This is a genomic window from Psychromonas marina, assembly GCF_030161115.1.
GTDB lineage: Bacteria > Pseudomonadota > Gammaproteobacteria > Enterobacterales > Psychromonadaceae > Psychromonas > Psychromonas marina.
In genome coordinates, this window is sequence record NZ_BSPQ01000002.1 from 133,993 (window position 1) to 156,195 (window position 22,203).

Here is a 22,203-nt window from a genome sequence, read left to right on the forward strand (position 1 = left end):
ATTTAATTTTAAAATAATGAGAAAGTAAAATGATCACACAGCTAATAACAAAAATAATAGGCAGTCGTAACGACCGATACTTAAAGCAACTTCGTAAGGTTGTTAATGAAATTAATAAATTGGAACCTGAGATAGAAGCACTTTCAGACCTCGAATTACAAGCAAAAACCGCCGAGTTTAAACAGCGCGTTGAAGCTGGTGAAAGTCTTGATTCTATTCTTGTTGAAGCATTTGCTGTTGTACGTAGTGCATCACAGCGTGTGTTTGGTATGCGTCATTTTGATGTGCAATTAATCGGTGGCATGATCTTAAATGAAAATAAAATTGCTGAGATGCGTACCGGTGAAGGTAAAACATTAACTGCGACATTGCCAGCCTATCTGAATGCTTTAACCGGGAAAGGTGTTCATGTTATTACTGTGAATGATTATCTTGCGAAACGTGATGCTGAGTGGAATGCTCAATTATTTGAATTTTTAGGCTTGACGGTAGGTATTAACCTTTCAGGTATGCAGGGTGAAGAGAAGCGCCAAGCTTACGCTGCTGATATTACTTACGGTACAAACAATGAGTTTGGTTTTGATTATCTTCGTGACAACATGGCTTTTGAAGCGACACAACGTGTTATGCGCCCATTACACTACGCGATTGTCGATGAAGTTGACTCAATTTTAATCGATGAAGCGCGTACACCATTGATTATCTCGGGCCCAACGGATGGTGATGCAACGTTATACACTGAGCTAAATACCGTCATCCCTATGTTAACTAAACAGGATCAAGAAGATACTGAAGAGTACATTGGCGAGGGTGATTATACTATTGATGAGAAAAGTAAACAGGTACTACTGACTGAACGTGGCCAAGAAAAAGTTGAAAAAATTCTTCAAGATCGTGGTTTGTTAGGCGAAAATCAATCACTCTATTCAGCGTCTAGCATCAGTTTGTTACATCATGCTAATGCAGCTTTACGCGCACACACTTTATTTGAAAAAGACGTTGAATACATCGTTACTGATAAAGGTGAAGTGGTTATTGTTGATGAGCATACGGGTCGTACCATGCCAGGTCGTCGCTGGTCAGAAGGTCTACATCAAGCCGTTGAAGCAAAAGAAGGTGTTGAAATTCAAAATGAAAACCAAACGCTAGCGTCGATTACTTTCCAAAATTTCTTCCGTTTATATGAAAAATTAGCGGGTATGACCGGTACTGCGGACACTGAAGCATTTGAGTTCCAGTCTATTTACAGCCTAGAAACGATCGTGATTCCAACCAATAAACCGATGTTACGACTTGATGGTGGTGATCTTGTTTATCTAACTGAAGTTGAGAAATATCAAGCGATTGTTAAAGATATCCAAGAGCGCCTTGAACGTCGTCAACCGGTGTTAATTGGTACCGTTTCTATCGAAAACTCTGAGCTTTTATCAACGTTGATGACTAAAGCTAAAATTAAGCACAGTGTATTAAACGCCAAGTTCCATGAAAAAGAAGCAGATATTATCGCCCAAGCTGGTGCGCTAGGCTCTGTAACTATCGCTACGAACATGGCGGGACGTGGTACCGATATCGTATTAGGTGGCAACTTACAGGCACGCCTTGATAAATTAGGTAACCTTTCTGAAGCACAAATAGAAACAGAAAAAGCGGCATGGCAAGAAGAGCACAAAATGGTGCTTGAAGCAGGTGGTTTGTACATCATTGGTACTGAGCGTCATGAGTCTCGTCGTATCGATAATCAATTACGTGGTCGTGCCGGTCGTCAAGGTGATGCAGGTGAGAGTCGTTTCTACCTGTCTATGGAAGATTCTTTGATGCGTATCTTTGCATCTGAAAAAGTGTCTAACATGATGAAAAAATTAGGCATGGAAGATGGTGAAGCGATTGAACATCCATGGGTAACACGTGCGATTGAAAATGCACAGCGTAAAGTTGAAGGGCGTAACTTTGATATGCGTAAGTCGTTACTTGATTTTGATGATGTTGCAAATGATCAGCGTAAAGTTGTTTACCAACAACGAAATGGTGTGATGGACAGTGAAGAGATCACTGAAACAATCGATGGTATTTGGGATGACGTATTCAATGATTGTGTTGACCAATATGTCCCGCAGCAATCACTGACTGAACAATGGGACTTAGAGGGATTAGAGCGTAAGCTTAAATCTGATTTCTTAATTGAATTGCCAGTTCAACAGTGGTTAGTTGATGAAGCTAATTTACAAGAAGAGACGATTCGAGAGAATATCTTAGTACATGCGAAGGAAGTCTACGCAGCTAAAAAAGAGCAAGTTGGTCAAGATATTATCGCTGGTTTTGAAAAATCAGTAATGCTGCAAACGATTGATACATTATGGAAAGAACATTTGGCATCGATGGATCATCTACGCCAAGGCATTCACTTACGTGGCTACGCGCAAAAAGATCCGAAACAGGAATACAAACGTGAGTCTTTTGAAATGTTCCTCGCGATGCTAGATACGCTAAAACATGATGTGGTTACAATTCTTTCGAAAGTACAAGTACAAAGCAAAGAAGAAGTAGAAGCGATTGCAGAACAGCGTCGTCTTGCTGATGAAAAAGCAAAACTTGAGATGAAACATGCTAGCGCATCAAATGGCGAGCAAGATGAGTCTGAAGAAGGTTCTGATCCGTTCAAACGTGAAGAACGTAAAGTGGGTCGTAATGAGCCTTGCCCTTGTGGGTCTGGTAAAAAATACAAACAATGTCACGGTAAATTATCAGTTTAATTTACTGCTGTAATAACAAAAATGGCTCTTAATGAGCCATTTTTTTTGTTTTATTTTTCTAAATTAACGTAAGCAAAGAAGGTTTTATGAAAGTCATTGATATCAGCATTGCAATTATAAAAAATGCACAGCATCATTTTCTTATTACGCTGCGACCAGATGCAAGCCACCAAGGCGGAAAGTGGGAGTTTCCGGGTGGTAAGATCGAAATTGATGAAACTCCTGAACAGGCGATGTGCCGTGAGTTATATGAAGAGGTTGGCTTAACAGCCTCGCAATATCAGTTGTTTGAAAAGCTTTTTTTTGACTATGGTGATAAACAATTGAATTTGTACTTTTATCTAGTTGAGGATTTTACTGGCGAAGCGTCAGGCAAAGAGGGACAACCACTAAAATGGGTTAGTAAATCACAATTAGCAGAGTATGCATTTCCTGAAGCGAATCTTAGCGTTATTGCTAAGCTATAAGCTATAAGCACTGAGGATGGGTAGCTAGGAGAAATTATGAGTAATATTATTAACTTTTGCGATTATATTGCTAAACCAAGTTTAGAAAGTAGCGATTGTGAAGATATCGACAGCTTTGCTGCTATTGAGCCATTAATTAGAGATGTTTGTTTCTCTGCCGGTGTAATCGGCGACCTTGCTAATGAACTTATTGCTGAATATAAACTCTATTTTGAGCAATTAAGCACGCTTGAAAGTCACCCTAATTCGGGTGAACAGTTTAATCATGCCTGTCATATTATTTTAGAGTTATTGATTAAAAGTAAGCTACGACGTTAATTACTACTATTCTAATTTATACCTAATTCGTAAATAACTGGCAAAACGTGGTACACCATTTTTAGTTTTTCCAATATATTGATAAGTTATAGTGTCACCAATATTTGGTGGATTTTCACGTTCAGCATTACTAAAACCTGTGCCTATTTTAAAGACGATGCCTTCCGTTGTTTTTACCACTAGCGCCCCCATTCGACCATAGTGCTTACCTTTGCCGGCAAGGTGTTCTAGCACAACGGCTTCTGCATCATCATAACGCTTTAGTTTCATTAAATCTAGGCTGCGCTTTACCTGATAGTAAGCATTGATATGATGCAGCATGAGTCCCTCACCGCCGCCTGCAATAACTTCATCGAGTTTTTTTTGCAGCGCTTGATGCGTTGCTATTTTTTGTTGTGGAATCATTTTTAAGTAGGGAGAGGGTGTATCGGCCACTAATTTTTGCATTTTTATCACTCGTTGCGTAAATTTTTCTGTGGAGCTTGGCAGGTCAAAAATCATAAAAGAGACCTTTTTCCATGCATTGCTACCACCTTGCTGGGTACGAGTAATACCAGAAACCTCTTCAAAGGCACTTCGACTTATCCATAATTCACCATCAAGCGGTTGTTCGGGAAAATCCTTGGTGAACCAAGGGGGGGCTGCAAATGGATTACCCTGTTTAGAGATAAGTTGTTTCCCATCCCAATATCCTCGTACACCATCGAGTTTTTCACTGACCCAATAATGCTCAATATTGATATCATCATGAAATTTACTGGCAAGTTGAATGGGTGGTGGGGTTGAGTGTGCGAGAGGGGCAATAAATAATATGAATAGTAGTAAAAATGGCATAAAAAAACTCCCTAGTGATTTAATCAGTCTAGGAAGTTTTAGCCATTGTGCAATGTACTTTTGTTAATCAACAAAACGCATTGAAAGATCAACAGCGTTAACATGTTTTGTGAGTGCACCAACAGAGATATAATCTACGCCTGTGCATGCATAACTCAAAATCGTACTAGTAGTTACATTGCCCGATACTTCTAAATCAGCAGTATGCACATTGCTACGATTAATTGCGACGGCTTGTTCCATCATTGGTACTGTGAAGTTGTCGAGCATGACGCGCTGTGCACCCGCATCGAGCGCTTGTTTTAGTTCATCAATGCTTTCCACTTCAACTTCAACCCAACGTTCAGGGTGCTGTTTATTCGCCATTTCAATCGCTTGCTTGATGCCACCACATGCTAAAATATGGTTTTCTTTGATCAGATAAGCATCGTATAAACCGATACGGTGATTAAAGCCACCGCCACACAATACCGCATATTTAGACGCATTTCGTAAACCAGGTAGCGTTTTGCGTGTATCGAGCAATTTACAGTTCGTTTCACTGATTAAATCCAAGTATTGTTTAACTCGTGTCGCAATACCTGAAAGTGTCTGAATGAAGTTTAATGCACTGCGCTCACCTGTGAGCAGTGTTCGTGCGCAACCTTCAAGGGTAAACAATGTGGTATTTGCTTTGACAAAGTCACCATCTTTAACATGCCAAGTAATAGTAATGCTATTACCAAGCTGACGAAAGACCTCTTGGGTCCATGCTTGTCCACAAAAAACTGCATCTTCGCGTGTAATAACGATCGCTTTCGCTTGTTTATCTTCAGGGATTAAATTAGCGGTAATATCCCCCTCTGCAGCTGATAAACCATTTAAATCTTCATGAAGCGCTAATTTAACGCTTTGTGAAATTTCTTCTTCAACCATGACTTTCTTTCCAAGCAACAATAAAAAACTAATTTTAGCATGAAGTTAAGATTTAATGACACAACTCTTATAAAATGGTTAAACAGTATAGTTGAAGGAGTTAAAATGAGTGTTGTGATCGGTTTAACAGGTGGCATTGGTAGTGGTAAATCAACTGTTTCAGGCTTATTCAAAGCATTAAATGTGAGTGTTATTGATGCCGATGTTGTGGCACGGCAGGTAGTTGCCAAAGGCCAGATGGCTTTGAAGAAAATCCATGATTACTTTGGTCCTGATATACTTATCGAGGGGGAATTAAATCGACCTAAATTACGTGAAATTATTTTTGCTGATCCAGAAAAGAAAAATTGGTTAAATAAATTACTTCATCCTCTTATTCGCGAGCAGATGTTAACGCAACTTGCAGATGCCAAGGGAGATTACGTTATTTTAGAAGCGCCGTTATTATTTGAAAATAAGCTTGAAACATATTGTGATTACGTGGTGGTGGTCGATATTGATGAACAAGTGCAAGTTAAACGCGCCAGTGCACGAGATAATAATAGTATTGAACAGATCAAAGCGATCATTAATAGCCAAATTGAACGTCAGCTGCGTTTACAAAAAGCCAACTTTGTCATCGAAAATAGTACAATTTCATTACTACAGCTAGAAAAATCGGTAATTGCTTTAGATAAACAACTTCGGGCGTTACAATAGGCAGTAACTTGGTGTAATGAGATTAACATGACTAATATGATCACTTTTGAATATCCGTTGAATGAAAAAATGCGTAGTTACCTGCGCTTTGAATTTCTTTTTTTACAAATTGTTAAAAGCAAAAAATTTAATCATGAAAGTGATACAACGGTTTTCTTTAAAGCACTGTTTGAGCTCTTAGAGCTGAGTGAGCGTTGCGATATTCGTCATGACTTAATTAAAGACTTACGTTTATTGTCGACACAGATGAAATTATGGCTGAACCATGATCAAGTGGATCATGAGGCCGTTTCTCAACTGTTATTAGAGATCGATGAATTAATCACTGCGGTTTTATTGATGCCAAAACAGCTGCGCTACTTTAAAACCAATCGCTTCTTAACCTCACTTAAGCAACGCTTTTCTATTCCGAGTGGCTGTTGTAATTTCGATCTTCCGCAGTACCATTTTTGGCTTGCTGAAGGGCAAGAGAAACAACAAAAGGATGCAGCGATCTGGCTTACTCATTTTGACGCGTTACAAAAAGCATTAATCTTGTACCTGAAAATTAAGCGCTCGCAAGGTGTGGTATCAAAGCAAACAGCAGTTAATGGTTTTTTTCAGGGCGAAGTAGAAAATAGCTGTTTTGTCAGCATTGAATTTGAAAAATCGTTAGCGGTTTATCCGATGATTAGCGGACATAAAGATCGCTATTCGGTGCGTTTTATGAGCAGTGATATTGAGCATCATTTAGCTGAAAATATAGAATTTAAACAGATTTGTTGTTAGAAAAAGAGAGTAAAGAATGAAAGTAAATTGTCCAACTTGTAAAAAAGAGGTTGAATGGTGTAAAGAGAGCCTACATCGACCATTTTGTTGTAAGCGTTGCCAACTTATTGATTTAGGTGAGTGGGCTGATGAAGAAAAACGCATTAAAGGTGAAACTGTTACTGCAGAGAACCTACCTCAAAATAAAACTATCTATTTCGACTAAGCATAAAATTTAGCGCTACAGTATTTTTTAATCAAGGAAATAATATGTTGATAACAACATTTTTAGACAAACTAAACACTGCGCCTGAGAGCGTTGAATTCACTGATACGATGGCGGTGATCGAAGCAAATTATCTGTTCACTGAAACAGAATTTTCAAATGGTCAGCAACAAAATGGAGCTGGAGAAAACTCAGGATCATGTAAACTGTTTGCCTTTGCTTTACAGCAAAATCTTTCCGCTGCACAAACTCTTGCTTGTTTTGGTGATTACTACCGTGAAGACGTTTTAAAAAATCCTGACGGTAACGACCATCAAAACATTCGTCAGTTTATGGCTAATGGTTGGGATGCGATTAATTTTAGTGCGCCAGCATTAACTGCTAAATAAAGTAATATTCAGCGCAGAACGGTTGTTTTGCGCTTCTTTATCCAGCACCTTTTCATAAAGGTAGCTCAGTCGTATATTTTAGCTGCTGCATCGCAAAGCTGGAAGTGACATCACTTAGACCACTGACATTATTAACCAAGGTTTTATAGAAGGTGTCATAGCTACGCATATCCTTCACTAATACTTTCATCATGTAATCGTACTCCCCCGCCATACGATAAAACTCCATCACCTGGGAAAACCCCTTTACCTGTAAAACGAAGTCTTCAAACCAAGTTTCAGAATGTTGTTGCGTTTTAATCTGTACAAACGCAATCAACTCTAAGCCCGCTTTCTCAGTATCGAGTAAGGCAACCCGCTTTTTAATAACCCCTTCATTCTCTAAACGTTTTACTCGGTTCCAACAGGGGGTAGTGGTGAGGTGAAGAGACTCGGCAATCTGTTGTAGTGACAGAGAGCAATCTTGCTGTAATAGTCTTAAAATTTGCTTGTCTATTTTATCCACTTTGACCTCATTAGGGTTTATTTTCTATATAACCTTATTATAGCGGGTTGTTTTTCTTTTATTGTCATTGTTTGCAGTAAAATGGGAGGAAAGTTCTGCTGATTGTTCTTTATACTGAGTTCAACGTAATAAGGAATAACTGATGAATAATTTGAGTCACGACCGCCAATGGGTTAATAATGCAATTGCTTTGATCCAAGCAGACTATCAACGTAGTGCCGATACACACTTAATTAAGCTTGAACTTAATGAGTTTCCCAGCATTGATATTTATCTAAAAGATGAAAGTACACACCCAACGGGCAGCCTTAAGCACCGTTTAGCACGTTCACTGTTTCTGTATGCACTGTGTAATGGCAATATCAATCAAGAGACAACTATTATTGAAGCTTCCTCTGGTAGTACTGCCATATCGGAGGCTTATTTTGCACGCTTGTTAGGACTTAAGTTTATTGCTGTGATGGCAAAAAATACCAGCCAAGAGAAGTTAACCTTAATAGAGAATTATGGTGGGCAGTGTCATCTAGTCGAATCAACAGAGATGATATATGAACAGTCAGAGGTGCTTGCAAAACAGCTAAATGGCTATTATATGGATCAGTTTACTTATGCTGAGCGCGCAACGGATTGGCGTGGGAATAATAATATTGCCGATTCTATTTTTAAGCAGATGGAACTTGAAGCACATCCTGTCCCCAGGTATATCGTTGTTAGTGCGGGGACTGGGGGCACAAGTGCTACTATCGGGCGTTATATTCGTTATAACCAGCTCAGTTGTAAGTTAGTAGTTGTTGATCCTGAAAACTCAGTATTTCATGACTATTTTATAAACGGTGATAAATCGTTAGTTTCAGATAGCTGCAGCCGAATCGAGGGGATTGGGCGTCCACGGGTAGAGCCATCATTTATTGCTTCATTGGTTGATAAAATGATAAAAGTTGCTGATATTGAATCTATTAACACCATGTTATGGCTAGAAACGGTATTAGGGAGAAAAGTGGGGCCAAGTACTGGTACTAATATGGTTGGGGTATTGCAACTTGCGAGAGAGATGCAGGAAAAAGGCGAGCAGGGTGCAATTGTGACGCTACTTTGTGACCGAGGTGATCGTTATTTAAATAGTTATTATTCGCCTGAGTGGGTTAAACTGCATATCACATAAGCCTAAAGAAGATCAGCGCATTGATATCAACAATAACGCCTAACGCTACAACAACCTCATTAGAAATTCCTAATAGCAGATTAAAAATTGCAACCTTTAATCTGCTTAACTACCTTGAGCCGCCTTTTGCTTGTTATGAATTTGAACGTATATACAGCGAGCAACAATGGCAGAAAAAGCAACGCTGGATCCGTGATTATTTAGCGCAGTGCCAGCCTGATGTAATTGGTTTTCAAGAGGTATTTAGCCCCGCTTCATTGCAAGCCTTAGTCAAAGAGTGTGGTTATGACTATTTTTCAGTTATTGATGAATGTACTGTTGTTGATGACTTTATCTGTAGTTCTCCTGTGGTTGCACTTGCTTCTCGCTACCCGATCACCGATGCGGTTGCGGTTACACAAGACGCTGCATTAGCGACTGAAATAGGGCTTGCTGATGACTTTGTCTTTAGTCGAGAAATATTGCGTGCCACCGTAGACCTTCCTCATATTGGTGAGTGCGATTGTTATGTTGTTCATTTTAAATCTAAACGGGCGCGTTTGGAACATACCGAAGACGAACATCTCACAGGTGAAGAAAATATTATCGAATCCCTCAAAGCAAATGTGGCGGGAGGCTGGGCTTCAACCATTCAACGAGGAAGTGAGGCTACGTTGCTGATGGTTGAGATGATAAAGCGTAAAGTAGAAACACAAAAGCCAATGTTATTGATGGGCGATTTTAATAACAATTTAAATGATGGCGTTTTAAGTCAATTGTTAACCAACAACCTGCGCTTTGTTTCTAAGGTGGATAAAGATAAGTTTTTAGAAAAATATTGCTTACAGGATGTTTGGAGTCTGTTCACTGAAAGTGATTTTTATCAAGGGCAGTCACGTCAACCAACCCATTATTTTGGTGAATCAAGCTCGGTATTAGATCATATATTAGTTTCTTGTGAGTTTGATGCCAAATACAATAAAAGTGTATTTTCAGTGACTGATTATGATACTTATGATCGCCATCTAATTAATCCGATATTTGATCGAGATGGTGAAAGTACTGATCATGGGATTGTGTTAGTTACACTGCAACTGCGTAGTTAACTTACCAATAATAATGTTCTTTAATGTGTTGTATTGTAAATAATTTCAGGGCTACTTTGAATTGTTCGTAAAATAGGCGTAAATTGATAGTGTTACATTTCATTATTATCTAGCTACAATTTTATAAACGCATAGAAAGGAAGTTGAGTGGTGTTTTACTCATTTTCCTAAAACTATATTTTCTTTAACCTTAATCAAGTGGTGGCTTTTATGCTGAAATTTTATCTTATTTTACCCCTTACGTTTTTTTTAATTTCTTGTTCATCAGTCTCTTATGAATCACAAGGTTATATAGCGAGCAGTGACTGGCAAGCAGTAGGAAGGTATGATGGTAGTGAAGGCTTACCTGAAAAGTCTCAACAACAATTACAGGTAGTCAGTGATAAATTTAATGGCGGGGCTGTAGATTATAAACAGTACCAAGAGAGTTATTTAGCCGCAGTCATTATTTATTGTGAACCCAAAAATGCACATCGATTGGCGATACTAGGTAAACCATATATGAATGCCTGTGATCGTTTTCCTAATGGTGGTTTTTTCTATCATGACTGGCTAACTTCAACTCGTGGCAGTGCAAGAGGATAAGTCTTTTTATTATTTTTATTGTAAGGAGTTAACCGGATCGCTACTGATCTAGCGACTAACGTTATCTCCCTTATATGCCCCATTAAATTATTTCTGCTGTTTGATAATATGATTAATATCATCGACGGCATCACTTCATCTTAAACTCTGAGCTTTTATCAAAATAATCAAATATCTGTTGTATTTTTGCTTGGTCTTTTAAGTCCAAAGAATGGAAGCTAAGACGATATAAAAAATTATGCTGTTGTTGCTTATAATGAACAATATCAGCAAGTAAAGTAATGGTTATATACTCCATTTGAATACTGTTATTCGGGAGAATAATTGAAAAATTCACTGGTTCAGTATGATCAAACTGTATGGGCTGTAATGACTTCATTTGTAATCCCGACAAGCTGATATCCTGTGTTAATCCGTGTAATACTTTATCTTGCTGTTGTAATGAAATTTCCAACTGGTTGTTAATCCGCGGGTGGAGTCGTTTATCATTGCCCCTGCGTGCTCTTTTCACTTTTTTGTCGGTTTTAAAATCAGCTGTTAACTTATCAAGCTGCATTGCTGTTGTATGTAAATCCTGGGCAAACAGTTGGTTTGTCACTATTTTAGTATTCGTCTCTTTTAACAGTTGTAAAGCATTGTCTAGCGCTTTACTTAGTATATTGATCTGTAACCCCTGTTGTTTGTTATGTGCCTCGAGGTCGATACTTGTTTCCTGTATTTTGCTATCTGTCGTGTTTAGTGATGCAAGCAATTGGGTTGATGAACTTAACTGTAGTTGTAAATTAGTAACTTGCATCTCTGCTTGATGAAGCGGTATTGGTAGGTAATTAACCTGCTCTTTTAATAGTGTCAGTAACGGTGACATTTGTTTAATCATGTCAGTTGTGTTTTTTGAGGCTAAGCCTTCTGTTTCAAGGGTTACCTGTTCTAAGTTGGACAATAAAAGATATAGCTGTTCGGCTGTTTTTTGTAAGTTGTTCATATTGTCGATACAGACCGTATGGCTATTATGCGTACTTTTTAGATCTGTTATTGCGACCTGAATACTTTTAGTAGCACTATCGATGAACTGTTTCTTTAGTTGATTAGATTGTTGGTGCAGAGCAAGTAACTGGCTGTATTCGTGATTTTTTTGTTGTAATCTGTTGCTCTGCATTTCTAATTTTTCATGCTGGTTATGTTGAAGCAGATGTGTTTTTTTCATATCTGCAAAGAGTTCGCTTAAGTGCGCAGAAGAGTAAACTATCTGTTTATTATGTTGCTGAATTTCTAAAATAAGTTTACCTAATGTATGGCGCATTTCATCGGCTTCATAAATCAGTGTACCTAGTTCATCACGATGATTGTTCTGATCTGGATAAGATTGTAAGTCGCCTAAACGCATACGAGAGGCTGCTTGCGCTGCATTATTTAGGGGGTTAGTAATGTTTTTTGCAATAAGCCAGGAAAAAATAGACCCCATGAGAACGATAACGAACCAACTGATTTGTAGAATGAGGCGGTTTTTTTCTGCCTCGTGCAAACTGTCCTTAGACAGTGTATTGATTATTTCAGTGAGTGTTTTATGTAAACTGTCCGCTAGATGATGGACAATCGAAAGTTGTTCAATTGTTGCTGAATCGGTATGTAATGTTTGCAATGCAATTTGTAATTCCACCCACAGTTTTTGACTGATTTGAATAGCATCTCTAGCTTCCAAATCCATAATAGGATCCAGATTGATACTGTTGTCCGTCTCTAGTTCTCGATAAGCTTCCCCACCTGTAAGTAGTGCTTTTGAGTTTTTATTAAAAATAAATTGACTCTGTTTGAGCTCACTTTTATCCGCCTCTTCACCACTCATGATAGTTTGTTGACTGTTTAATAAAAACAGGCTCAGGTAGTTTTTTACTACTACTCTCTGTTGTTGTACGACGTCGATCTGAATAATGTTTTTATTATGCTGCTGCGTATTCTGAATGGTACTAATCGCAAGATAACTCACGGCAGTTAAGAGAAATAAAAATATTATGGTGAGTTTTTGTTTAATTGAAAATAAGTGTAACAGCTTCATGGCATCAAATTCTCCTGTTCATATTGAATAATAACGAGCAAAAATATGTAGGATATGAGGTGTTAAAAAGAAGAGTATAACTTACTTTATTATTAAAAATTTATTATCGGCACGTTAAGGTTAACTTTACGTACCGATATGATTTTTTACTGTTTGATGCCTTCTACTTGTAGATTCATATCTACATAGCTTGATGCGCCCATTACCTTAATACCAAAATCTTTCAGTTCAAGGCGTGTTGTCGCTTCGAAACCAACACGATAGCCACCCCATGGATCAGAACCTTCACCAATAAATTGAGTGTCTAAGGTAATATTTTTTGTCACACCATGTAGTGTTAAATCACCACTGATCGCTAAACTACCATCTGCATTTTTAACCACTTTATTACTAACAAAAGTAGAGGTTGAAAATTTACTTGCATTGATAAAATCGTCACTTCTAATGTGCTTGTCTCGTTCTGCATGATTTGAATCTAAACTTGTTGTATCGATCGATACAGAAACTTTCGACGCCTCTACATCGTTGGCATCAAAGCTAAAATCACCAGAGAAAGTATTAAATCGACCTTGAATAAAGCTATAACCTAAGTGACTTACTTTAAAGTTTACTGAGGCATGTGCACCTTTAGTATCAATTTTATAATCAGCCGCATTGGCTAATGTTGGTAATAACAATGTTGACGCTAATGTGGTAACGAGTAATAATTTTTTCATATTGCTTCCTTGTCTGTTAGATCATTTTTTTAAGAGTATTGTCTTTGTTGATAAAGTGGTGCTTAAGTGCCGCTGCTGCATGTAAAAGTGCTAATCCAATTAAGGTATAAGTGAGATAAAAGTGAACATCTCCCGCAATGTCTTCTTGGTTTTCTATGATTGAACCTAAGCCTGGGAGAGTAAATAAATTAAATACCTCAATACCTCGACCATCGGCTGTTGATATTAGATAGCCCGAAATGAATGTTGCAAAGAGTAAAATATAGAGTAGTGCATGGGCTACTTTAGCACCATTTTTTTCCCATGCCGCCCCCTCTATTTGAGGTGCTTTATTGAAAAATTTCCAAATGACGCGAAATATCGTCAATGCAAATAGTGTTAATCCTATGGATTTATGCCAGTAAGGAGCAACCTTGTACCATTCACTGTAGTAGGTTAGTTCTACCATCCAATAACCAAGTGCAAACAGTGAGAAAATAGCTAGTGCAGAGAGCCAATGTAGTACTTTTGCAATAGTATTATATTGTGAGGTAGGTTGAGACATTCACAGTTCCTTTGTTTTAATATTGTTAATTGAGTTAACGTATTGTAATCAAATGAATTTAAAATCAAACAGATAGATGGAGAATGTTTTGTTCAAAAAATTTGATGTTATGATAATTCATATTGTTGCTTTTGCTCTGACCAAGGCGAATATTTAAGCATGACAGAGTCAAATAGCGGGCTATTGATCAGTGTATACAACCATTTTTGTAGATGTGGGTAAGGGCTATTTTTAAACCATTGTTCATTTACTAAAGCGAATTGACGGATAAAAGGCACAATGGCGATATCAGCAAGTGATAAATTAGCTGAAAATAGGTAAGCATTAATCTGTAGGCGTTGCTCTAACTCGACTAAGAACTCCTCACACTGCTCACGGTAATAATGTTCACTATATTCAGGGAAACGATCTGCATATTTATATTTGTCGAGCCAACCTTTAAACTCAAAATCGTTTTTATCAACCAGTGCTAACATAGGATGAATATCCTGCGTTAACCAGTTATCTGGATCATTTTGTGAAATGGCCCAAACCATAATATCTAAACTCTCATCAAGTACCTCAGTATCATTGATCTGCAAAATGGGCACGGTACCTTTACTTGAGAGTTGCAGCATCTCTTGAGGTTTGTTCTTCAATACTACCTCACGTAGTTGAACCGTTTGTTGACTGTAAACGATCGCCAGTCGTGCCCGGATAGCATAAGGGCAGCGACGAAATGAATATAAAAGGTTAGTCATAGATTTGATCCTGAACAATTAAACACATAAATTATATTATTGTAGTTAATAAAGTATCTTTGTTTGCTATATTATCCAACCTGTTATTACGTTTTTAATAATTAATCGTGACCAGAGTAGGAGCAACAATGAATCCATTTCCATGGAGTGATAAGTTTTTAACCGGACAAAAAGAGGTTGATGACCAGCACTTTTACTTAGTGACTTTAATCAATCAATTTATTGCGTTAATCACGGAAAATAAAGTATCACTCAAGGAAGTGTCTGAAATTTACGCGGCCTTAGAAGAATACTCTGTTTATCATTTTCAAGAAGAAGAGCAATTAATGCGCGATGCAGGCATTGATGCGGACTTTTTGGATGACCACATTAAAGCGCATCAAATGTTTTTGGCTGAAATAAAGCGTATGTATCAAAACATAACCGCTGACAACTTTGATGATTGTCATCGCCTCTCTGATTTCTTAGTTCATTGGTTAATTGTTCATATTCTTATCGTTGATAAAAGTATGGGGCGACAAATAGAAAAGATTGAGTCAGGTGTCTCTTCTAAAGAAGCTTTTAAATCGGAAAAAAAATCTAACGATTCGGCAACAGAAATTTTAGTTAATGCATTAAATCACCTTTTTTCTGAGGTAGCACAACGTAACCTGGCGCTTGAGTCATTAAATCAAAGCTTAGAAAATAAAGTATCTGAAAGAACCATTGAATTACAAAAAATGAATGATGATTTAAAGCATCTATCAATTACTGATCAATTGACAAATCTGCCTAATCGCCGCTTTGCTATTTCTCATCTTCAAGCGCTTTGGACTGAAGCGGACACAGAATACGCTGAATTATCAGAAAAACCGTTATCTTGTTTAATGATTGATGTTGATAATTTTAAAATAGTGAACGATAGCTTCGGACATGATGCCGGTGATAAAGTGTTAATTGAACTCACCAAAAAATTACAGCAAACACTACGTAACGATGACATTATTTGCCGTTTAGGTGGGGATGAATTTTTTGTCATATGTGAAAATACAGACCTTGCGGGTGCTCAATATGCAGCTCAATTACTCTCTACTGCCGTAAAAGAGTTAGTAGTAACAGTGGGTGATGGACAATGGTTTGGCAGTATCAGCATCGGTGTTGCTACTAAGCTTGCTTCTATGCAACACCTTGATGAGTTAATAAAAATGGCCGATCAAGGTGTTTATTTAGCGAAGCAAGCTGGAAAAAGCTGCGTCAAAACATTTTAATTTTCACTATGGCAACGAGACGCAGATTCTGCTTTTTTCTTTTCTGCCTTGGCTTGGTTAATGATTTGCCAAGCTGAAGATAAAAATAGTGCGGCTAAAATAAAAGCAACGATCAAATCTGGTAATGCGCTATTGCTATACCAAACCCCGGAAGCCGCTATTAATACGATTAAATTTCCTATTGCATCATTTCTACTACATAACCATACCGAGCGGACATTGGCATCGCCATCTTTATAGCGCATCAGTAATAATACGCTCACTACATTTGCAGAAAATGCGAGTAATGCAATACTGCCCATGGTAAAAGGTTCTGGACTATTGATGATAAAAAATCGGTATAGTGTTGATCCAAATACCCATAATGCCATGATTAAGAGGCTATAACCTTTAAACAGAGCAACATTACTGCGTAGCGTAAGGGATTTTCCAATTGCCCATAAACTGATGCCATAGGTGAGAGTATCACCTAAAAAGTCTAAAGCATCGGCTTGTAAAGCTTGAGATTGTGCACCTATACCGGCACTCATTTCAATGAAAAACATGACTCCATTGATCGCAATGACCCACCATAAAATGCGTTTATACTGTTGACTCATGCCGTCAAAGTTTGCGTGACCACCACAACATCCTGCCATTTTCTTTCCTTAATAATGGTTTTATATTAAGTTAAGTATAAAACCTCTAGTAGCTAGAGGTTCAAGTGTTATTTGAAATAAAATGGAGTCCTATTGATGGCGATTTATGGTATTGGGCAATTGGCAAAACTAACTGGTTGTAAAATTACGACTATTCGTTACTACGAAGAGGCTAGTATTATCCCTGTTGCTCAGAGAAGTGAAGGCAATCAACGACGTTATAACGATGAACATTTACAATGTTTGCGCTTTGTTCGCCATTGTCGCTCTTTAGGGTTCAATTTAGAGGAAGTTCGGCAACTGATTCATCTGCAAGATTGCAATAAACATTCGCCTGATGAAGCACATGTGATTGCAAAGAAACATCTACAAGATGTACTGCAGAAAATTAATCAACTACAATTATTAGCAAATGAATTACAAGAAGTCGTTAAATGTTGTTCTGAAGGAGAAGCCCAAGGTTGCCAAACTTTGAGTATTTTAAATAGTCATGTAGACCTTAATGATAGTGTCACCGTTGTTAAATAGAAGAGTGGTGATAACAACTTTCAGTGCATTTAAACACGATGATGAGGAGTGTTACCTTGCAAGAATTTGTTAATTTTTTAAATGGTATTATCTGGAGCCCTGCGCTTATCTACTTATGTTTAGCCGCTGGACTGTTTTATTCTATTCAGACACGATTTGTTCAAGTTCGTCTGTTTCATGAAATGTGGCTGTTATTAATATCAGGAAAAAAATCAGACCATGGCATCTCCTCATTTCAAGCATTAGCCGTCTCACTCTCCGGCCGTGTCGGTACTGGTAATATTGCTGGAGTAGCCGCTGCAATTGGTTTTGGTGGGCCTGGTGCTGTATTTTGGATGTGGGTGGTGGCATTTTTAGGGGCTGCAACCGCATATACAGAATCTACACTAGCGCAAATTTATAAAGAGGTCGATGATGGCCAATATCGTGGTGGCCCTGCTTATTATATTGAGAAAGTGACAGGACAAAAGTGGTATGCGATTATTTTTGCCATCGCTACTATTGCAGCTTGTGGTTTTCTGTTACCCGGTATTCAATCCAATAGTATTGGTAATGCCGTTGAGTTGGCATTTGGTCCTGGCGAATTAATCGATACTGGCATTGGTTTAATTAGTGCAACTAAAATAATGACTGCATCGGGCTTAGTCTTAATATTGGGTTTTATTATTTTTGGTGGCGTGAAACGTATCGCCAGTTTCACTCAATTTGTTGTTCCGTTTATGGCGCTTGCTTATATTATTATTGCTTGTGTGATTATTGCGCTGCACATTAATGAACTACCTGCAGTTTTTGCCATGATCATAGGTGATGCATTCACACCTATGGCAGGGTTTGGTGCCGCGATAGGTTGGGGAGTAAAGCGTGGTGTCTATTCTAATGAAGCAGGGCAGGGAACTGGTCCTCATGCGGCTGCAGCTGCAGAAGTTGAACATCCGGCTCAGCAGGGGTTGGTGCAGGCTTTTTCTGTCTATATCGATACATTATTTGTCTGCTCAGCGACTGCATTCGTTATCTTGATCACAGGAGCTTATAATGTGCATGGTATGGGGGAAAGCTTCTTAGTACAGAATGTTGCAGCAGATATCGCCGCTAACAGTCCTGCCTTTACGCAAATGGCCGTTGAAAGAGTGTTACCGGGTGTTGGTAAGCCTTTTATTGCATTAGCGTTATTTTTCTTCTCTTTTACCACCATTCTCGCGTATTACTATATTGCCGAAACGAATGTTGCTTATATTCGACGTACTCTAAAAATGACTAACTTTACGTTTATTTTAAAGATTGTTCTGATGGCTGCTACTTTCTACGGCACCATTAAAACGGCTAATTTAGCATGGGGATTGGGAGATATAGGAGTAGGGGTGATGGCTTGGTTAAACATCATCGGTTTATTGATCATCTTCTTTATGGGTAAACCTGCTTTGAAAGCATTAAAAGATTATGAACAGCAACGTAAAATGAAAAAAGAGAAATATAGCTTTGACCCTCTAAAACTAGGCATTAAAAATGCCACGTTTTGGGAAGATAAAATTAAAAAGTAACTGGTTAGTAAAGTTGGCTTGATCGCTCAAGCCATTTTTATTTTTTGGATGTACCTTTCAACATTGCATCGACCAATGACTGTGCGGCAAATTTAGTTAAGGCGTCATCTGCCCCCACTTGTTGCGCTCTATCGACACTCATCTCACTTGAAAGAGAGGTGTGTAAAATAATATAGGGATTAACAACCTCTTTTAAACTGCGTACTTCAAAGGTAAGTTCATAGCCATCCAGTCCTGGCATCTCAATATCACTCACCAAGATAGTAATTGGATCCTGCTTTTCTGCACACCTTTTTATCACTTGCAGTGCATCATCACCGTTTTTACATACTTTAAAGGGCACATCAATTTGAGTTAATGCATTCTCTAGCTGTTTACGTGCAACTGCGGAATCATCAACCAGTAAAATATGCTCATTTTGTAATAAGCCTTTTTGCACACCTGTTATTTCAACAGCATGATCATCAGTATCAGGAAAAATTTGTGACAGTAATAGTTCAATATCTAGGAGCTGAATCAGCTTTTTTTCATAGTGAGTCACGCCGGTTATATAGGTTTTATGTCCAAGAGCGTTAGGCGGCGGCTCTATGTTTTTCCAGTTACATTCAATAATACGTTCAATTTTACGAACTAAAAAGCCAACATGTTGACGGCTACAATCTGTAATAATAATGACACAGTTTGCTTTTTCATCGTCGCTAATAGGTGGGTAACCAACTGCTGCTGCCATATCGATAATCGACAATGTTTGTCCGCGAATACTGGTCGCACCAATAATATTACTATCAGCATTAGGTAACTGACTTAAAGGTTGGTAGGGGACTATTTCTTGAATCTTCAATGTGCCAAGCGCAAAACTTTGTAGTGCTGATAGTTTAAAAAGTAATAAACCCTGTGATTGACTAGAGGTTGATTGCATAAAGTATCCGTATATATGGTTCAATCTTAAATTGTGGATGATAAGTCTAAAATAGATGCTAACATATTGTAATGTTAACTTATTCTAGGGAAATATATGAGATCTGATCAACAAACTCAACTTGAAGCTGCTGCTTTTCGTCGTTTACTAAAACATTTAGATAGCCGCAAAGATGTGCAAAATATAGAGTTGATGAACCTCGCTGGTTTCTGTCGTAACTGCTTATCAAAATGGATGATGGCAGAAGCGACATCAATGGATATTGATCTTGATTATGATCAAGCCAGAGAGCAGGTTTATGGGATGCCATATTCACAGTGGAAAGAGAACCATCAACTACCAGCAACGGCAGAACAATTAGCTATTTTTGAGAAGATACAAGCAAATAAAGGTAATAAATAATCGCGCTCTATTGTATCGGTAATATTTGCTCAATAAATCAATCACTATCTTGAAATATGTGCTGACCACAATGCCTCGAAATGTAACATCTGTTGATGTTTTTTCGAGGCATTGTGCTCCTCTCTATCTTGTTGTGTACTAAAAGGGCCTGCTCGGCACAGCGTACAGCAACCTTGCTGTTGATAAACTGCTCCATCCAATGCCACTTTCAAAGGATGGTCTTCTTTTAAACTCCACACGTATGTTCTACCTTGTGTATCGCGTACATGCTTGTCACGATCTACATTGCGTACTTTATAATCAGGAAAGTTTTTAATATCAAACAGAGAAGAGCCTAAATAATAAAAATCTGTCTGTTGATGTAATGCATTCTCAATATTCCACTCACGGTAAGGTTTTACATCTTTAGATGTAATGAAGCAGAGTTGCTCTCCTTTGGGGTCTAAAAAATGTTTAAAAGCATTTTTTAAAAATGTTCTTAATAGGGATCGGTTAAGGGTATTGACACTTACTTCTGCACCGTGCTGTTTATATTCATCAAAAGAGCGAAAAGCGGGTAACAGTGGAAATTGAAAGATAACTACATCAAACTGCTGCTTTTTAAGCGTTGACCAACTTTCTGGATCAGTAACATCAAAACCAAATAAAAGCGGTACTTTATTCTCTGCTAATGCGCTGTATGCATTTTCACTATACTTGCTGGTCATCGTATCAAAAGAATCGTATACCGTTGCAGTTAAGCTCTCTGGCTGGTGGTGCTTATATAGAGAGTGAGAAAAAGAGAGATCACCATCTCCTACGGTTAATATGCGCCAGTTTTTGTTAATAATCATCCACAATACTCATCAAATAAATTCAGCGCTAATTTAACACTTAATGATTGGTTGATTAAGCATTACCCTTAAATAAATACTTTATCGTCCATCAAATCTTTAATGAGGATATTTTACTGATTCTCTACTTAACCCATTAGGTCAAATATTAAATCAACAAAAATATTATTGGCTTGTGTGTTGTATAATAATTATTCATTTATCAGTTTAGGAAGTTAATGTGCGTTTAATATTAAAATCTCTATTTATTCTATTTTCTCTGTTAACTGTGCATAGTGCTATTTCACAAACAATACAGCAGCAAAAAGAGAGTGAAACTTATCAAATAGGGGTGATGGTAGAAACATTACAGCAAGCGTTAAAAGTGAGAGATGAGCAAGCGCTACAAACAATTCAATTATATGGGACCGATAGTCGTTATTACTCGATGATTCGTGGCTGGTTATTTCAGGAGTTAGTGGCTGTAGAGAGCCAGCTTTATGCAAGTAAAAACAAACCTAATAGTGAAAAGTTTCAGCTTAAGTCAAATTTTTTAAAGCAAGCGATCAGGTTAATTGATTTGGAGTAGTCGAATCCAAATAATGCATTATTTGGTGAATTTTAGGTATAAAAAAACCAGCAATAAGCTGGTTATTTTATTTACTCCATTGTTAATTAAAACAAGGAATAATGGTGCGGAAAGAGAGACTTGAACGCTCACATCTTACGCTTACTTTGAATAGCTGAACCTAAATCTGGTTATTTTATTTACTCCATTGTTAATTCAAACAAGGAATAATGGTGCGGAAAGAGAGACTTGAACGCTCACATCTTACGCTTAGTTCGAATAGCTGAACCTAAATCTGGTTAGATTTATTGTATCGTCTCATTCCTCAAATTTTAGGTATAAAAAAACCAGCAATAAGCTGGTTATTTTATTTACTCCATTGTTAATTAAAACAAGGAATAATGGTGCGGAAAGAGAGACTTGAACGCTCACATCTTACGCTTACTTCGAATAGCTGAACCTAAATCTGGTTAGATTTATTGTATCGTCTCATCCCTCAAATTTTAGGTATAAAAAAACCAGCAATAAGCTGGTTATTTTATTTACTCCATTGTTAATTAAAACAAGGAATAATGGTGCGGAGAGAGAGACTTGAACGCTTACATCTTACGCTTACTTTGAATAGCTGAACCTAAATCTTGTTAGATTTATTGTATCGTTTCATTTCTCAAATTTTGATATAAAAAAACCAGCAATAAGCTGGTTATTTTATTTACTCCATTGTTAATTAAAACAAGGAATAATGGTGCGGAAAGAGAGACTTGAACGCTCACATCTTACGCTTACTTCGAATAGCTGAACCTAAATCTGGTTAGA

25 protein-coding genes and 1 tRNA gene (1 of these 26 only partly in view) are annotated in these 22,203 nt (G+C 37.7%); 15 read left to right on the forward strand and 11 right to left on the reverse strand.

The features are described from left to right. The first annotated feature begins 29 nt into the window (after nt 1-29). The 3 genes from secA (at nt 30) to QQK09_RS04700 (ending at nt 3,535) form a co-directional block, all read left to right on the forward strand. Nucleotides 30-2,750 (forward strand): preprotein translocase subunit SecA, encoded by a 2,721-nt coding sequence (gene secA / locus QQK09_RS04690; RefSeq protein ID WP_284202968.1) that lies wholly within the window; start codon nt 30-32, stop codon nt 2,748-2,750. Nucleotides 2,751-2,836: 86 nt separating this feature from the next. Further along, nucleotides 2,837-3,217 carry an 8-oxo-dGTP diphosphatase MutT gene (gene mutT / locus QQK09_RS04695; protein WP_284202969.1) on the forward strand — a complete coding sequence of 127 codons (381 nt, stop codon included), beginning with the start codon at nt 2,837-2,839 and terminating at the stop codon, nt 3,215-3,217. A gap of 36 nt (nt 3,218-3,253) precedes the next feature. Beyond that, complete coding sequence (locus QQK09_RS04700; RefSeq protein WP_284202970.1) at nt 3,254-3,535, forward strand: hypothetical protein; 282 nt, start codon at nt 3,254-3,256, stop codon at nt 3,533-3,535. Between the two features lie 6 nt (nt 3,536-3,541). On the opposite strand, the gene QQK09_RS04705 is transcribed toward QQK09_RS04700, so the two are convergent. Further along, a complete protein-coding gene (locus tag QQK09_RS04705) occupies nt 3,542-4,369 on the reverse strand; it encodes a DNA ligase (protein WP_284202971.1) in 828 nt (275 codons plus the stop codon). A 63-nt stretch (nt 4,370-4,432) separates the two neighbouring features. After that, nucleotides 4,433-5,284: a carboxylating nicotinate-nucleotide diphosphorylase gene (gene nadC / locus QQK09_RS04710; protein WP_284202972.1), complete on the reverse strand. Its 852-nt coding sequence runs from the start codon at nt 5,282-5,284 to the stop codon at nt 4,433-4,435. A 105-nt stretch (nt 5,285-5,389) separates the two neighbouring features. Here nadC and coaE point away from each other — a divergent pair, with 105 nt between their 5' ends. From coaE to QQK09_RS04730, 4 genes are read left to right on the forward strand one after another with little or no spacing between them, the layout of a single operon-like run. Continuing rightward, complete coding sequence (gene coaE, locus QQK09_RS04715; RefSeq protein ID WP_284202973.1) at nt 5,390-5,983, forward strand: dephospho-CoA kinase; 594 nt, start codon at nt 5,390-5,392, stop codon at nt 5,981-5,983. A gap of 27 nt (nt 5,984-6,010) precedes the next feature. After that, a complete protein-coding gene (gene zapD, locus QQK09_RS04720) occupies nt 6,011-6,751 on the forward strand; it encodes a cell division protein ZapD (protein ID WP_284202974.1) in 741 nt (246 codons plus the stop codon). Nucleotides 6,752-6,767: 16 nt separating this feature from the next. Further along, nucleotides 6,768-6,956, forward strand: coding sequence for a DNA gyrase inhibitor YacG (yacG, locus tag QQK09_RS04725; protein WP_284202975.1), 189 nt, complete (start codon nt 6,768-6,770; stop codon nt 6,954-6,956). A 44-nt stretch (nt 6,957-7,000) separates the two neighbouring features. Next, nucleotides 7,001-7,345, forward strand: a complete 345-nt coding sequence (locus tag QQK09_RS04730) for a HopJ type III effector protein (protein ID WP_284202976.1) — start codon at nt 7,001-7,003, stop codon at nt 7,343-7,345. A 52-nt stretch (nt 7,346-7,397) separates the two neighbouring features. Here the strand turns inward: QQK09_RS04730 and QQK09_RS04735 are convergent, their stop codons facing one another. After that, entirely contained in the window at nt 7,398-7,850 is a 453-nt protein-coding gene (locus QQK09_RS04735) for an Lrp/AsnC family transcriptional regulator (protein ID WP_284202977.1), read from the reverse strand. 142 nt (nt 7,851-7,992) lie between these two features. On the opposite strand from QQK09_RS04735, the gene QQK09_RS04740 reads away from it, so the two are divergent. The 3 genes from QQK09_RS04740 to QQK09_RS04750 all read left to right on the forward strand — a co-directional run bounded on the left by QQK09_RS04740 (nt 7,993) and on the right by QQK09_RS04750 (nt 10,682). Beyond that, nucleotides 7,993-9,012, forward strand: a complete 1,020-nt coding sequence (locus QQK09_RS04740) for a PLP-dependent cysteine synthase family protein (protein ID WP_284202978.1) — start codon at nt 7,993-7,995, stop codon at nt 9,010-9,012. A gap of 20 nt (nt 9,013-9,032) precedes the next feature. Then, nucleotides 9,033-10,097: an endonuclease/exonuclease/phosphatase family protein gene (locus tag QQK09_RS04745; protein ID WP_284202979.1), complete on the forward strand. Its 1,065-nt coding sequence runs from the start codon at nt 9,033-9,035 to the stop codon at nt 10,095-10,097. Between the two features lie 210 nt (nt 10,098-10,307). Then, on the forward strand, nt 10,308-10,682 hold the full coding sequence (locus QQK09_RS04750) for a DUF2799 domain-containing protein (RefSeq protein WP_284202980.1): 375 nt from the start codon (nt 10,308-10,310) through the stop codon (nt 10,680-10,682). A 130-nt stretch (nt 10,683-10,812) separates the two neighbouring features. On the opposite strand, the gene QQK09_RS04755 is transcribed toward QQK09_RS04750, so the two are convergent. The 4 genes from QQK09_RS04755 to QQK09_RS04770 all read right to left on the reverse strand — a co-directional run bounded on the left by QQK09_RS04755 (nt 10,813) and on the right by QQK09_RS04770 (nt 14,735). After that, the gene (locus QQK09_RS04755; protein WP_284202981.1) at nt 10,813-12,735 is read right to left on the reverse strand and encodes a methyl-accepting chemotaxis protein; all 1,923 of its coding nucleotides are present in this window, start codon (nt 12,733-12,735) and stop codon (nt 10,813-10,815) included. A gap of 146 nt (nt 12,736-12,881) precedes the next feature. Continuing rightward, on the reverse strand, nt 12,882-13,451 hold the full coding sequence (locus QQK09_RS04760; protein ID WP_284202982.1) for a YceI family protein: 570 nt from the start codon (nt 13,449-13,451) through the stop codon (nt 12,882-12,884). Between the two features lie 16 nt (nt 13,452-13,467). Further along, nucleotides 13,468-13,995 carry a cytochrome b gene (locus tag QQK09_RS04765; RefSeq protein WP_284202983.1) on the reverse strand — a complete coding sequence of 176 codons (528 nt, stop codon included), beginning with the start codon at nt 13,993-13,995 and terminating at the stop codon, nt 13,468-13,470. Between the two features lie 107 nt (nt 13,996-14,102). Then, entirely contained in the window at nt 14,103-14,735 is a 633-nt protein-coding gene (locus tag QQK09_RS04770; RefSeq protein ID WP_284202984.1) for a glutathione S-transferase, read from the reverse strand. Nucleotides 14,736-14,863: 128 nt separating this feature from the next. Between QQK09_RS04770 and QQK09_RS04775 the strand changes: the two genes are divergently transcribed. Further along, complete coding sequence (locus QQK09_RS04775) at nt 14,864-15,982, forward strand: GGDEF domain-containing protein (RefSeq protein WP_284202985.1); 1,119 nt, start codon at nt 14,864-14,866, stop codon at nt 15,980-15,982. On the opposite strand, the gene QQK09_RS04780 is transcribed toward QQK09_RS04775, so the two are convergent. After that, nucleotides 15,979-16,620: a cation efflux transmembrane domain-containing protein gene (locus QQK09_RS04780; RefSeq protein WP_284202986.1), complete on the reverse strand. Its 642-nt coding sequence runs from the start codon at nt 16,618-16,620 to the stop codon at nt 15,979-15,981. The two genes, QQK09_RS04775 and QQK09_RS04780, sit on opposite strands and share 4 nt — an antisense overlap. 96 nt (nt 16,621-16,716) lie before the next feature. Between QQK09_RS04780 and QQK09_RS04785 the strand changes: the two genes are divergently transcribed. Further along, nucleotides 16,717-17,148 carry a MerR family transcriptional regulator gene (locus QQK09_RS04785; protein ID WP_284203479.1) on the forward strand — a complete coding sequence of 144 codons (432 nt, stop codon included), beginning with the start codon at nt 16,717-16,719 and terminating at the stop codon, nt 17,146-17,148. Between the two features lie 56 nt (nt 17,149-17,204). Further along, nucleotides 17,205-18,686, forward strand: a complete 1,482-nt coding sequence (locus QQK09_RS04790; protein ID WP_284202987.1) for an alanine/glycine:cation symporter family protein — start codon at nt 17,205-17,207, stop codon at nt 18,684-18,686. Nucleotides 18,687-18,723: 37 nt separating this feature from the next. On the opposite strand, the gene QQK09_RS04795 is transcribed toward QQK09_RS04790, so the two are convergent. After that, nucleotides 18,724-19,605 (reverse strand): chemotaxis protein, encoded by an 882-nt coding sequence (locus QQK09_RS04795; RefSeq protein ID WP_284202988.1) that lies wholly within the window; start codon nt 19,603-19,605, stop codon nt 18,724-18,726. A gap of 96 nt (nt 19,606-19,701) precedes the next feature. Between QQK09_RS04795 and QQK09_RS04800 the strand changes: the two genes are divergently transcribed. Next, the gene (locus QQK09_RS04800; protein ID WP_284202989.1) at nt 19,702-20,007 is read left to right on the forward strand and encodes a DUF1244 domain-containing protein; all 306 of its coding nucleotides are present in this window, start codon (nt 19,702-19,704) and stop codon (nt 20,005-20,007) included. A 44-nt stretch (nt 20,008-20,051) separates the two neighbouring features. On the opposite strand, the gene QQK09_RS04805 is transcribed toward QQK09_RS04800, so the two are convergent. After that, complete coding sequence (locus QQK09_RS04805; RefSeq protein WP_284202990.1) at nt 20,052-20,840, reverse strand: class I SAM-dependent methyltransferase; 789 nt, start codon at nt 20,838-20,840, stop codon at nt 20,052-20,054. Nucleotides 20,841-21,060: 220 nt separating this feature from the next. Here QQK09_RS04805 and QQK09_RS04810 point away from each other — a divergent pair, with 220 nt between their 5' ends. Beyond that, a complete protein-coding gene (locus tag QQK09_RS04810; protein ID WP_284202991.1) occupies nt 21,061-21,408 on the forward strand; it encodes a hypothetical protein in 348 nt (115 codons plus the stop codon). Between the two features lie 722 nt (nt 21,409-22,130). Here QQK09_RS04810 and QQK09_RS04815 read toward each other — a convergent pair. After that, a tRNA-Leu gene (locus tag QQK09_RS04815) sits at nt 22,131-22,203 on the reverse strand (it continues 179 nt past the right edge of the window).

Excerpts from the sequence above, each read along its gene's own strand:
- secA (WP_284202968.1), top strand. The coding sequence starts at position 30 with ATGATCACACAGCTAATAACAAAAATAATAGGCAGTCGTAACGACCGA.
- mutT (WP_284202969.1), top strand. The coding sequence starts at position 2,837 with ATGAAAGTCATTGATATCAGCATTGCAATTATAAAAAATGCACAGCAT.
- QQK09_RS04700 (WP_284202970.1), top strand. The coding sequence starts at position 3,254 with ATGAGTAATATTATTAACTTTTGCGATTATATTGCTAAACCAAGTTTA.
- QQK09_RS04705 (WP_284202971.1), bottom strand. The coding sequence starts at position 4,369 with ATGCCATTTTTACTACTATTCATATTATTTATTGCCCCTCTCGCACAC.
- nadC (WP_284202972.1), bottom strand. The coding sequence starts at position 5,284 with ATGGTTGAAGAAGAAATTTCACAAAGCGTTAAATTAGCGCTTCATGAA.
- coaE (WP_284202973.1), top strand. The coding sequence starts at position 5,390 with ATGAGTGTTGTGATCGGTTTAACAGGTGGCATTGGTAGTGGTAAATCA.
- zapD (WP_284202974.1), top strand. The coding sequence starts at position 6,011 with ATGACTAATATGATCACTTTTGAATATCCGTTGAATGAAAAAATGCGT.
- yacG (WP_284202975.1), top strand. The coding sequence starts at position 6,768 with ATGAAAGTAAATTGTCCAACTTGTAAAAAAGAGGTTGAATGGTGTAAA.
- QQK09_RS04730 (WP_284202976.1), top strand. The coding sequence starts at position 7,001 with ATGTTGATAACAACATTTTTAGACAAACTAAACACTGCGCCTGAGAGC.
- QQK09_RS04740 (WP_284202978.1), top strand. The coding sequence starts at position 7,993 with ATGAATAATTTGAGTCACGACCGCCAATGGGTTAATAATGCAATTGCT.
- QQK09_RS04750 (WP_284202980.1), top strand. The coding sequence starts at position 10,308 with ATGCTGAAATTTTATCTTATTTTACCCCTTACGTTTTTTTTAATTTCT.
- QQK09_RS04755 (WP_284202981.1), bottom strand. The coding sequence starts at position 12,735 with ATGAAGCTGTTACACTTATTTTCAATTAAACAAAAACTCACCATAATA.
- QQK09_RS04760 (WP_284202982.1), bottom strand. The coding sequence starts at position 13,451 with ATGAAAAAATTATTACTCGTTACCACATTAGCGTCAACATTGTTATTA.
- QQK09_RS04765 (WP_284202983.1), bottom strand. The coding sequence starts at position 13,995 with ATGTCTCAACCTACCTCACAATATAATACTATTGCAAAAGTACTACAT.
- QQK09_RS04770 (WP_284202984.1), bottom strand. The coding sequence starts at position 14,735 with ATGACTAACCTTTTATATTCATTTCGTCGCTGCCCTTATGCTATCCGG.
- QQK09_RS04775 (WP_284202985.1), top strand. The coding sequence starts at position 14,864 with ATGAATCCATTTCCATGGAGTGATAAGTTTTTAACCGGACAAAAAGAG.
- QQK09_RS04780 (WP_284202986.1), bottom strand. The coding sequence starts at position 16,620 with ATGGCAGGATGTTGTGGTGGTCACGCAAACTTTGACGGCATGAGTCAA.
- QQK09_RS04785 (WP_284203479.1), top strand. The coding sequence starts at position 16,717 with ATGGCGATTTATGGTATTGGGCAATTGGCAAAACTAACTGGTTGTAAA.
- QQK09_RS04795 (WP_284202988.1), bottom strand. The coding sequence starts at position 19,605 with ATGCAATCAACCTCTAGTCAATCACAGGGTTTATTACTTTTTAAACTA.
- QQK09_RS04800 (WP_284202989.1), top strand. The coding sequence starts at position 19,702 with ATGAGATCTGATCAACAAACTCAACTTGAAGCTGCTGCTTTTCGTCGT.
- QQK09_RS04805 (WP_284202990.1), bottom strand. The coding sequence starts at position 20,840 with ATGATTATTAACAAAAACTGGCGCATATTAACCGTAGGAGATGGTGAT.